Annotated in this window: 10 protein-coding genes; 4 read left to right on the top strand and 6 right to left on the bottom strand. The window is 42.9% G+C overall.

The features are described 5' to 3' along the window. Positions 1 to 23: 23 nt before the first annotated feature. The 6 genes from G5B43_RS02365 to G5B43_RS02340 form a co-directional block, all read right to left on the bottom strand. Positions 24 to 1,034, bottom strand: a complete 1,011-nt coding sequence (locus G5B43_RS02365; protein WP_165293100.1) for a FecR family protein — start codon at positions 1,032 to 1,034, stop codon at positions 24 to 26. A gap of 86 nt (positions 1,035 to 1,120) precedes the next feature. After that, positions 1,121 to 1,747, bottom strand: coding sequence for an RNA polymerase sigma factor (locus G5B43_RS02360; RefSeq protein WP_148918913.1), 627 nt, complete (start codon positions 1,745 to 1,747; stop codon positions 1,121 to 1,123). A gap of 138 nt (positions 1,748 to 1,885) precedes the next feature. Continuing rightward, entirely contained in the window at positions 1,886 to 2,833 is a 948-nt protein-coding gene (locus G5B43_RS02355) for a hypothetical protein (RefSeq protein WP_165293099.1), read from the bottom strand. 5 nt (positions 2,834 to 2,838) lie between these two features. Further along, complete coding sequence (locus G5B43_RS02350; RefSeq protein ID WP_165293098.1) at positions 2,839 to 3,810, bottom strand: hypothetical protein; 972 nt, start codon at positions 3,808 to 3,810, stop codon at positions 2,839 to 2,841. Positions 3,811 to 3,823: 13 nt separating this feature from the next. After that, a complete protein-coding gene (locus tag G5B43_RS02345; protein ID WP_165293097.1) occupies positions 3,824 to 4,591 on the bottom strand; it encodes an HmuY family protein in 768 nt (255 codons plus the stop codon). A gap of 256 nt (positions 4,592 to 4,847) precedes the next feature. After that, the gene (locus G5B43_RS02340; protein WP_165293096.1) at positions 4,848 to 5,915 is read right to left on the bottom strand and encodes an endonuclease/exonuclease/phosphatase family protein; all 1,068 of its coding nucleotides are present in this window, start codon (positions 5,913 to 5,915) and stop codon (positions 4,848 to 4,850) included. A 166-nt stretch (positions 5,916 to 6,081) separates the two neighbouring features. On the opposite strand from G5B43_RS02340, the gene G5B43_RS02335 reads away from it, so the two are divergent. The 4 genes from G5B43_RS02335 (at position 6,082) to pgl (ending at position 12,234) form a co-directional block, all read left to right on the top strand. Then, positions 6,082 to 8,487, top strand: coding sequence for a TonB-dependent receptor (locus tag G5B43_RS02335; RefSeq protein ID WP_165293095.1), 2,406 nt, complete (start codon positions 6,082 to 6,084; stop codon positions 8,485 to 8,487). Between the two features lie 92 nt (positions 8,488 to 8,579). Further along, positions 8,580 to 9,980 (top strand): NADP-dependent phosphogluconate dehydrogenase, encoded by a 1,401-nt coding sequence (gene gndA / locus G5B43_RS02330; RefSeq protein WP_165293094.1) that lies wholly within the window; start codon positions 8,580 to 8,582, stop codon positions 9,978 to 9,980. An 18-nt stretch (positions 9,981 to 9,998) separates the two neighbouring features. Continuing rightward, positions 9,999 to 11,531, top strand: coding sequence for a glucose-6-phosphate dehydrogenase (gene zwf / locus G5B43_RS02325; RefSeq protein ID WP_165293093.1), 1,533 nt, complete (start codon positions 9,999 to 10,001; stop codon positions 11,529 to 11,531). Continuing rightward, complete coding sequence (gene pgl / locus G5B43_RS02320) at positions 11,515 to 12,234, top strand: 6-phosphogluconolactonase (protein ID WP_165293092.1); 720 nt, start codon at positions 11,515 to 11,517, stop codon at positions 12,232 to 12,234. Before zwf ends, pgl begins: the two co-directional genes overlap by 17 nt. Positions 12,235 to 12,238: the final 4 nt, after the last annotated feature.

Raw genomic sequence — 12,238 nt, 5'->3', positions numbered from 1 at the left:
CTGTATATTATTTATTTAGTTGTTCACTTTTTGATGGTATAAGCTACTTCTTTTTCATCGTATCGTACGGTAAGGTCGTTTGCTAAAGCAATTGTCTGTATGATTTCTTGTATTTGGTTCCCCTTGTCGTATGTACCATAAAATGACATACCTTTTAAATCGTCGGAATTGAATTTGATCGTGACGTGATAGTAGGCTGCTAAGCGTGGAAAGACTTCGGATAACGGCACGTGATGGAAGTCCAATGCTGTGGCGGTGTCTGGTTGGGGAGTGCGCGCAGGTATAGATTTATTTTTCTCTGGTACTATGGTCGACTCTTCGAGCGCAGTAGTATTCCATTCCTCTCCGGGCGTTAACGTAGCTAAAAGCGTGTCCTGACCATAATCCCGTTGTTGTGTGATGCTGACTTTACCGGTTACCAGTTTTACCCTTGGTGAGCGTTTGCCTTCCATTTTTTCAATCCAAAAAGATGTGCCTAAAGCGGTAGTGATGATATCGCCGGAGTAGACGGATAGAGGACGTTTGGGGTCTTTTGCGACACGAAAGAAGGCTTTTCCGTCTAATCGTAATTCGCGTGCGTCGGTTGCAAATTCTGTTGGCCAGATCAAGGCGCTGCCTGAGCTCAGAAGTACTTCAGATCCATCGCTTAAGGAGATTAGGGTATCCTGGCTGCCATTGTTGGTCACTTGTTGTATAGTGGGAAATGGCTTTGCGGCCACGGTATGCCGATCTTCTGCTTCGGTTTGGTTGGATTGCCAAAGGTAGGCGCCGATCGCAAGTGCCAAAAGAACAGAAGCGGCAGTAGACCACCACATTTTTCGTCTGTGCAGCGATTTCGTATTTTCAAGGGCTCCCGTACGAAGGTCGATCTGTTTTTTCATCACCATCTTCCTGAATTCACTTGCCGCGGGTTGCCCATCCGATATATCCAAATGTTCCATCCACCTTTCGAGATGCTTTTTTTCTTCCGGTGTAATAGTGCCCTGCAAATATTCGTTGATTAAACGTTCTAAATGTTTTTTGTCGTCCTGCATATATATAGTAGTTGCAGAAAGGTTAATAAGGTACCACGGTAATCATATTAACTTTATATAAAGATATGGTGAACGTTATATTGCACTTAGGAAAGGAAAAAAAGCGCAAATAGGAAGGTAGTGGAATGGGATAGGTGTTCTGGAACAGATTTGCGTATATGTTGTAGGGATCGCATAAGCTGATTCTTGACCGTCTGTACAGATATACCCATGGTTTCGGCAATTTCCTTGTTGCTTAGTGAGCGGTAGTACTTTAGGTTGAAGACTTGCCGCATGCGTTCAGGCATATCTTCAACCGATTCTTCTATTGCGGTTAGCAATTGAGTATGCTGTATCTCGCCTTCTAATAGTTGGAGGAAATCTTCTTCTTTTTCGTTTTCTAGGAATGTGAAATAGGAACTTATGTGGCGTTGTTGGATACCTTGCTTCCTAAAATACATGAATACCTTGAAGTATAAGGATGTGATAAGGTATTTACGTACATCGTCGATTTGGGGTAGGGTACTTCGGCGTTGCCAAATATCGACAAAAAGATCTTGTACGATATCCATGGCGATATCGCTATCGCCCGTTTTTTTCAGTGCGACGGAAAGCAGGAGATCCCAGTATCTGTCATAAAGGTGACTGAACGCCTTGTAGTCAGAACGAGCTATATTTTGTACACACGTAGCATCTAACATATCATAAGTAACGAATAGTTCCTTTTGGTACAAACTTCTTTTTTTAATGCAATAGCACCGTTAAGATGCTGTGAAATAAACGTTAATTCTTTGGAAGCTGGACGCAGGTTATTGAATTAAAGCCACCCGGAGTGTGTACAGGCTACGGGTGGCTCTGTATGCTTAACATCATCATTGGGTTATGACGATACTATTTGATGTCTCCATATACGTGCTTGCTTGTCCTGCGTCATGATAGGGACCTGCTGGATAATGGACCACCAGTTCGTTGTATTCACCCGGCGGAAAGTCTTCCGGTACTCGAAATGTAATACTGCTCTCCGTTTTATTAACTATTGTCACGGCTTTATAGCTGTTGCTAAAGTAATTTCCCAGTTCCATTTTCTCCACGTTATCTGTGTTTACCCCAGTGAGGGTGATGGTGCCCCCCGTTTTTACGGATAGGGTTGATTTTGGTGTCTCTATAATTACAAAGGGGTTTTCCGCAACTTCAAAGGGAGTTGTTTCGTAGAAAATCGTGTAACCGGAGGAAAAAATCTTCAAGCCGGAGAAGGTTCCTAGTACAGATGCTAAAACATTGTAGCCAAGTTCGGTACTATGTTGTATTTCTACTTCATGGTCGTTTCCGGCAATATCGACAAAATACACCTTTGCACCATCCGCCAACGTATCAAAATAGTCTCCACGAATGGAAAGCGCAAAGTTTTGAAAGATATACTGTTTATCTTGGTAGGTTTGTAATCCTCCGAAACTGTTAATGTATGGTCGGGGACGGTTATTGGGGATACGTAGGCGATAGGTCTTCGTGTCGCCTGTTTCGGCGGTAACGGTATAAGTCACTTCTCCACGTAAAGCAATGGTTTCGCCGGATGCAGGTGAAATGCTTGCTCCATCAGCGACGTGGATCGTCGGTGTCAATGTTTCTGGAATCGTCTGCCCGATAGGCCAGTATAGGACGATAGAATCTCCATCTATCGCAGCCTTTATCATAGCGCTTTCATCGACTGCTACAGTGAAGTTTACGATATCGTTGTATGGTAGCAAGGCTTCTTCTTTTTTACAAGCGACTGCAACTACTATAGATGCAGTAAAGATGCTGATACGAGTAAATAGCTTCATAATGATTATTTCGTTATAGTAATACCCCACCAACCCGGAGTTGACGGTTCAAATTCGCCACAGACAATGGAAGGGATGTGTGTGCCCGTTGGTGTATCATCGGGTACGCGAATGATAACTTTTTTAGTGTCTTGGCTGAGGATCTCCAACATTTTTTTCTCTCCGCCGATCGTGAAGTAGGCTTCCCGGACATCATGTATGGCCGTAGAGGCACTCTCGAGGGTGAAAGTTTCGCCCGGTCCGATGGTGACCGGTGCATACACAAATGAAGCTGGCCGACCCCATACTAGCTGTACAGGGTAAGTTGTTGTAGCGTTTAGGGCTAAATGTGATACTTTTATATGATACATTCCCGGTAAAAGTTCTGGAGGTATTTGCAGGGAACCATAGCTATAGGTTTTTTTTCCATCAGCACTTATCGAGGGGACTACGCCCGCTGGGCCATACCCTGTATTGGCAATAAAAGGATGATCGTGACCGCTTTCATCAACGAGCGAAGCTTTGATAAGGGTTGGGTCTGTTGTATGAAAGTTTGCTTTGATGCTGATGCGGTTATCTCCTATACTCCATATAGCCGTTTGATCGGCCGTTGAAGGTTCCGTGATGATAAGCGGGGAGACCTGTTGCAGATGAATAGTCAACGTGTAGCTTGTCTTACTATGATCTGCGCCGACAACCGTGTAGATCGTGCCATTGTCGAGTACGTCGACCGGTACAGACTCTTCGAGTAAGCTTGCACCGTCGCTTAATTTTATTTCTGGATCGATGACTGAGAATTGGTAATAGAAAGGCAGATAGAGCGTGATGGTTTTGTCGGATTCATCAACGGCTCCAATGATCTCGCCATCGGCAGTGGGAACTTTAAAGCTTAATATACGGCTCTGGTTCAAGGGAGGCAATTCCTCTGTTTTACTGCATCCAGCTGCAATAAGCAAGATGAAGAATAAAACGGTTGTTGGAGATGTTAATTTTTTCATATGCTGCGGTTAATTACGGTTTGATTTCGAAATGTTTAGAACCTGCGGGAATGACAAGGTACTCGAAGGTGAAGTACATATGTGGCGTGTCTTTGAACCATTTGTCGGCGGTGAAAACATCTTTATAACAGGAGATCATTTTGATTTTTGCGATATCTCCTCTCGGCGTCTTGAGGATGATCGTACGTGCGGGGATTACAGTACCATCATTAGTCGTCACGGATGCCCCCAGGGCATAGGCAACGTGTGTCTTTTCTGTTGTTCCGTTTCCTAGAATTGTGCCTCCAAAATCATAAAGATACCAGCCGATTCCCTCACCGAAGGCTCCAGCATCATCTGTACCAATGACACCGCTGCCTAGTTTAAATTGCGCACCATCAGGTACTTCGGTAACCTCGTCAAAAGGTTTCTCTAGAATAAGAATACCGCCTTTTCCCGCTCCGCCGTATCCAAAATTGGTTGCGTTGGTACCATTATTTCCGCCTATGAAGCTATTGTAAAGCCCACTGAACGAGAGATCCCATCGCATAGTTTTCGCTTGTGCATTTGGTACTTCTTGTTGGGTTGCGAGATTGAAATAGACGGCTGATTTTGCTTCTGTAGGATTGTCGTCGTCCGTTTCCATGGCTAAGTTTTCAACACGATGCAATTTGTAATAAAATTCTTCATCTGGCGTTGGGTCAGGATCGGGTTGTGGATCGTCATTTTTGCTACAAGAAAAGCAAGCTGTACATATTAATAAAAGGTGCAGGTTGAATACTAGATAGTTATAGTTCTTCATTTTTTTTGATAATAATTATAATCCTTTGTTTATATTGAATCTAAATAAACTTAGTGCGAATATGAAGCTTTATTTTCATAAAAATATCTGCATAACCGTATTTCGTATATGAAAATCGATAAATTTTAACGACGATACGATCGATTTAGATTTTCTGTTCCGATGGGCACGGAAGGACACTACGCCGTATTTAATCTAGCGGATAATAATTTGTTCCTATTAAAACCAATAGGTGACGCTGGCAAGTAATTGGGTTCTAGCGATTTTCGCTTTCTTCTGCCTTTCCGTCGGCTATAAATTCGTTAACCTCTTGCATTTCTCCATTTTCAAGATGTTTTACTTCTTCTTCCTGATCGTCTGATTCGACGTCGACATGGAAAGTGCAGCCTATTGGAAAGTGATCCGAACCGACGGACGGGTAAATAAACAACTTGTCTATAATGATCGTTGTACTGTGGAATAATAAATCTAATGGAACTCGAAAAAACCAATATTTCGCATGAAACGTGGACAGTATACCTCGTCCGATACGTGCATCAATTAATTCACTGGCTTTTTTGAACAAAATAGAGGATCTTGCCCATGCCACATTATTGAAGTCGCCGGTCACTACAACGGGTAACTGAAGTTTTCTCACTCTTTTTGCCACCGAGAGTAGGTCGCCGTCCCGTTCTTTGGAATTCTCTTCCTCCGTAGGACTCGGTGGGGGCGGATGTACTGCGAAGAAAACAAAGCGATGGCCATCGCCTGTTTCGAGTTCCGCTTCTATACTAGGGATATCATCAGCTACAAAATAGTGAGTCTGTATTTTTTTAACCTTTAATCTTGTATAGAAATGCATCCCATAAGTATTTTCAAGCGTCACCTTTTCTTGATAGGGATAATCTTTTTCCAGAATGCGCAGCGAATTTTCCCAGTCAGCGTTGCTCTCCATCGTAACGAAGATGTCTGGTTGCTCCTGTTCAATCAGTTCGATAAAACGATGATATTCGTTGTTAAATTGATATATGTTGCATGAGATGATCTTTATTTTATCAGAACTAAACGATGTCTTGGTGGGCTTTTGTTTTCTCCAGAATTTGGTGTACCGCATTAAGATGTAGATATGATAAACAATTAGTACAAACTGCAGAATTTGAATCGTCCATAACCAGACATTGTCCGTTACATATACCATCATGATGCCAAAGACTAGAACTTGTAGAATAACAAGCTGAATTTTGATAAATTCGGCAACGCGGAAAAACCAGTGCTGATGTTGGATAAAGGGAACTACACTTAAAAATATTAAGAGTAGCGAGATAACGGTGAGTGTCGTAGACATGACAGATATAAGGAATTAGCTGAACGATGGGTAAAAGTAAAAAATTTAACTGCAAAATAAGAAAAGGTAGATAATTAGATTTTTTTAACGTTTGTTTGTAGATTGTCTAGAATTAATCTAAATTAGCGCGATTTAAAATTGTTCTAATTAATTGTTCTAGTATACGATGCGAAAAATCTTAGTTGTTGTATGTCTTCTTGCTCATACATTATTGTACGCTCAACAGAAAGTGGAAATCAGGGGGAAAATTTTATCAGCGGACAGCCAGCCGGCTGCTGGTATTACAGTGAATATAGAGGAATTGGCAAAATCTTCTTACACCGATGGGAAAGGAAATTATATTTTCAGTAATGTGGATACAGGGAAATATATGCTTTCGATCTCTGGGGTGGGAATAAAGCCGCTTTCCCGTGAAATCTCTATTCGTTCAGGCGGCCGAAAGCAAATTCCGACAATTTACTTAACGGAGAATCGTGCCTCGTTGGAGGAAATCAATATTTATGGGATACGGAATACGTATACACGGAAAACTAGTCCCTATGTGGCCAAGATGCCTTTACGCAATCTGGAGAATTCACAGTCGTACGCTGTTATAACGAAGGAGCTGTTGCAGAGCCAAGTAAATACAAGTTTTGACGATGCTTTGGCGAATGTTTCGGGTGTGGATCAGTTGTGGGGTGCGACCGGTCGCCCGGGAGATGGAGCGTCTTATTATACGTTGCGTGGATTTACCACGCAAGCAGCAATGGTTAATGGAGTGGTGAGCATTGCTAGTACAAGCCCCGATCCGATAAACCTGGAAACGATTGAAGTGATTAAAGGCCCTTCAGGATCGTTGTATGGTGGGGCGGCTATCGGCTTTGGTGGTTTGATAAATAATGTGACAAAAAAGCCTTTGGATACGTTAGGTGGACGGGTAAATTATATTTTTGGCTCCTTTGATCAACATCGTGTAACGGCGGATGTATATGGTCCGCTTTCGAAGGATCATAAATGGTTAGGACGTGTAAATACAGCCTTTACTAGCACGGGTACTTTTCAGGATGCCGGATTCAAAAGATCTTTCTTTATCGCTCCATCTTTGCTATATCGGGCCAACGAGCGTTTGGATATCCAGCTCGATGCGGAACTTTACCAAAGTAAAGCGACCAACCCCTTGATGGTATTTCTAAATAGAAATCGTGACCTTTTTGCACGTACACCATCCGAGTTGTCGTTTGATTTTGATAAGTCCTATACGAATAATGATGTGACGTTTAAGAACCCTGTCGCCAACATTCGTGGAAACGTAAACTATCGTTTGGATGATCGCTGGACATCCAATACGACGGTCAGTTTCAATCAACGGAAATCGGATGGTTACTTCCAATACGTAATGTATCTGGAGCCAGGTAACGATACATTGATCAGCCGTTATGCCGGCGATCAGGATTATGTGGCGAAAGTCTTCAATGCACAACAGAATTTCGTGGGTGATTACCGGATCGGAACGATGCGTAACCGGACGTTGATTGGTGTCGATTATCTTTTCCAGCAGGCGGAAACACACAACTCTCCTTATGTGTTGGTTGATAAGATAAATACATCCTATGATGATCCTGATTACTATAGATTTAATGCTGCGTTCATTGATCAAGCTATTGCTGCCTCCAATGGTGCTGAAACAAATAACCGTAGCCGTAACGGGGTATTGGGAGGTTATGTGTCTAATGTGTTGGACGTGACACCTGCTCTTCATGTTCATCTTGCACTACGTGTCGATTATTTTGACAACAAAGGAACGTATAATTTTGATGCGGACACCACGACAGGTGGATATAGTCAGACTGCTTTCTCGCCAAGGGCAGGGATCGTGTATGAGCTTATGAAAGATCGGATATCGTTCTTCGGTAATTATCAGAATGGATTCAAAAATGTCGCGCCGATAGTACAGCCCTTACCGGATGTCTCGGGCGATTTCAAACCACAGCAAGCCGAACAATGGGAAGCTGGAGTGAAGTTTAATTTATTTAATGACCGAGTCGGATTGACGGCAAGTTATTATGATATTTCTGTCAGCAATATTACCAGACCAGAGACTATTGAACGTGATGGCGAGTTCTATAACATTACGGTACAGGACGGAACACGCTTGAGCCGTGGGTTTGAATTTGATCTGACGGCTGCTCCAATGGAAGGCCTGGACGTAATTTTGAGCTATAGCAATAACAGCAGCAAGCTCACCAGAGCAGCTGCATCGGTTAATAATCTACGCCCAACGGAAGCGGGACCGAAGAACTTATTTAATTTCTGGGCGAATTATACAATTAGGCGCGGGCTATTGCATGGCGTAGGTATTGGAGCCGGGGTTAACCACGCTGGGAAAAACCTGATTACAAACAGTGTACCTACAGGTGCATTTACCGTTCCGGCTTATACCTTGGTTAATGCGAGTATATCTTATCGGTATAAAAATTACGAACTGGCCGTGAAGGCGAATAATCTGACGGATGAAACGTATTTCAAGGGATGGTCTACAGTTAACCCCATGATGTCCAGAAATGTGCTAGGAAGTGTGGCGTATAGCTTTTAATGTTGGTCACATAGGGGTAAAAAAATGATTTTTTGCTCAATAGCTTACAAGTTTCAATATATTTGGCTTTCCAAATTTAACTATTGAAAAAGATGAATAAATACAATTTCGGAATCGTTGGTCTGGGGGTTATGGGGCGCAACCTGCTTCTCAATATGGCAGATAACGGTTTCGCTGTAGCTGGATTGGATCTAGATCCGGAAAAAGCCGAATCATTACAAGCTGAAGCACAAGGCGGACAAGATATTAAAGCGACGACTCGCGCGGACGAATTTATCGGTTTATTGCAACAGCCTAGGGCAATTATGCTTTTGGTACCGGCGGGTAAGCCGGTTGACGCGGCCATCGCGAGTTTGATGCCGTTTTTAGATAAAGGCGATATTATAATTGATGGTGGTAATACGTACTTTCCAGATACAGATAGACGATTTAACGAACTGTCTGAAAACGGAATCCACTTTTTTGGAATGGGTATCTCCGGAGGAGAAAGTGGCGCAAGGAGGGGCCCTAGCTTAATGCCGGGTGGGAATAGAGAGGCCTATGAGCGATTACGCCCTGTATTCGAAGCGGTCGCGGCCAAAGTAAATGGCGAACCTTGTGTCGAATTTCTAGGCAATGGTTCTGCAGGGAATTATGTAAAAATGGTCCATAACGGTATTGAGTATGGTATTATGCAGTTGATTGCAGAAACCTATGACCTGATGAAAAGAGTATATCGTATGGACAATTCCACGATTCAACAAGCTTTTGAGCAGTGGAATAAAGAAGAACTGAACTCTTTTTTAGTGGAAATTACGGCGCAGATATTAAAGAAAAAAGAAGGAGAAACGTATTTGGTTGATTTGATTTCAGATTGGGCAAAGTCCAAAGGTACCGGAAAGTGGACTTCGCAAAATGCGATGGATCTGCAAGTGCCCGTACCGGTAATCGATGCTGCTGTCAACATGCGGGATATATCCAAATACAAACCAGAACGTATAGAAGCTTCCAACATACTTCTTTGGAATCCGGACAACGAAGCCACAGCCAACGAGAAGAATATAGAACAGCTTAAACAAGCTTTATTTTTCGCTGTACTCAACACCTATGCACAGGGTTTGGCGCAGTTGACCGTTGCTTCCGAAACATATGGTTATGATCTAGATCTGGAAGTGGTAACTAAAATATGGAGAGGCGGCTGTATTATTCGGGCGACCGTATTGGAAGATTTCCGTGCAGCGTATGCCAAGAACCCGCAGTTGCGTAATATTTTATTAGATGAAAATATTGCTCAAAAATTGGTCGCGTGCCAGGAAAGTATCCGTTCGGTAATAAAAGATGCGATAGATCAGGGTATACCTGTATCGGGCTTAATGAATGCGCTGGCGTATTTTGATGCCTACCGTTCGGAAAAGCTCCCGACAAATATCATTCAAGCGCAACGTGACTATTTTGGTGCGCACACGTATGAACGTATCGATAAAGCAGGTGTCTTTCACACGCAATGGGATTAATTTAAGCGATCGTAAAAAATGACGCACGACAGAACAACGGCACCAACATCCATCGTTGTATTTGGTGGAACAGGTGATCTAGCGAAAAGGAAATTGTTCCCAGCTTTCTTTAATCTATTCATCGACGAATGGATGCCAAAGCAATTTCAGATTCTTGCGCTGGGTAGAAAACAATACACGCAGGAGGGCTTTCGAGCTTATGTTTTGGAAAATTTGAAGGAATTTTCACGTAATAACAAATACACCGAAGAACAGTGGATGAGTTTTAGTGAAAAGATAACCTTCCTGAATTTTGACATCACGGATGATAATTCGTTCCTGAACCTAAAAGATAAACTTACGGCGTTCGATGTAGCTTGTAATAGACGAACGAACCGTCTTTTTTATTTATCGGTTGCACCTAGCTTTATAGATAAGGTGTCTGTTAATATACACAAAACGGGCCTAGCAAGCAATATAGAGAAGGATCGTATCATCATCGAGAAACCTTTCGGGTATGACAAGGCTTCGGCGATCGCGTTAAACACGCTATTAAATGAAAACTTTAAAGAAGAACAGATTTATCGTATCGATCACTATTTAGGGAAAGAGACCGTACAAAATATTCTAGCCTTTCGTTTTGCAAATACGGTTTTTGAACCGCTATGGAGCAACAGACATATCGAATCGGTTCAGATAACGGTGGCCGAACAGGTGGGAGTAGAAGATCGGGGTGGATACTACGATCATTCCGGCGCGTTACGTGATATGATCCAAAACCATCTCCTACAAATTCTCTGCATGGTCGCTATGGATGCGCCTGTCGAGTTTGAATCGGCTTTAATCCGAGACAAAAAGGCAGAAATATTAAAGGCGGTAAGAAGAATTAAACCGGAGGATATTAATCATTACACCGTGCGTGCGCAATATACGGATGGTGAAATAAATGGAAAAGCAAAACAAGGATACAAACAGGAGCCGGGTGTAGATCCTAATTCAAATACCGAGACATTTGTAGCCATGAAGTTTTATATCGACAACCCGAGATGGCAGGGGGTACCTTTCTATATGCGCACCGGCAAAAGTATGGCGCAGAAGAAATCGTCTGTTGTCGTGAACTTTAAGGAAGTGCCGAATAAGACATTCGTAAATGGTAGGAATAACCCAGTGCCCAACCAATTGACCATCAATATCCAGCCTGAAATGGATATTCGTTTATCGTTCATGGTGAAAAAGCCTGGTTTGGATATGACGTTAAACCCGGTTGAAATGGTGTTTGACTATTTTGAATGCGCACCGGATAGTCCCGAAGCGTATGAAACCTTACTAATAGATGCGCTCGACGGCGACTCGACGCTATTTATGCGTTCGGACCAGGTTGAGGAAGCCTGGGATATCATCGCTACCATTCAAGAAGAGTGGGCCAATGGTACATATTCGCCGATGCATACCTACGAGGCAGGAAGCTGGGGGCCAGCGGCAGCTGATGAACTGCTGAGCAGACAGGGACATCGATGGTTATCAACAACAATGGAGGATTTAAAGGAGGAAAAACATGTTAGAACAGTTTGAAAGTAAATCGCAAATTTTTGAAACAGCTGCGCATCTATTTGTCGATGCAGCAAAAAAAAATATAGATAAAAAGGGTTTTTTTTCGGTGGCATTGACTGGGGGTTCGTCTCCTATTGATCTGCACAAATTATTGGCTACAGATGCCTATAAATCACAAGTTGATTGGAGCAAGGTTTTTGTGTTTTGGGGCGACGAAAGGTGGGTGCCGCTTGACGACGATTTGAGCAATGCCAAGATGTCCTACGAAACGCTCCTTAATCACGTTCCTATTCCGGAATCCAATATTTTTCCGATGTATAAAGAAGGCGTAGATGCGGAGGAGTATGCGCGGACCTACGAGCAAATTTTGCGGGAAAAATTAAAAGATGTAGCACGGCTCGATTTTATTTTTTTGGGAATGGGAGACGATGGCCATACGGCATCGCTATTTCCAGGAACCGAAGTGCTTCATGAAAAAGATAAATGGGTAGATGCGTATTTTCTTGCGCCACAAGATATGTATCGGATTACGCTAACGGCTCCGTTTATCAATCAGGCAGAGAAGATCGTTGTGATTACTTTTGGCGAGAAAAAAGCCAAGGCCTTGCGGGAGGTCTTGCAAGGAGAGAACAATCCGGAGCAGTATCCGTCCCAACTGCTGGAACCTGCTGAAGGAGAACTGATTTTCCTGGTAGATGACGAAGCGGCTCAGCTATTGACGTGATTCA

The sequence above is a fragment of the Sphingobacterium sp. SGR-19 genome (genome assembly GCF_011043555.1).
Classification (GTDB): Bacteria; Bacteroidota; Bacteroidia; order Sphingobacteriales; family Sphingobacteriaceae; genus Sphingobacterium.
Note: the sequence above shows the minus strand (reverse complement) of the source record. Positions and strands in the feature narration are given on the sequence as shown.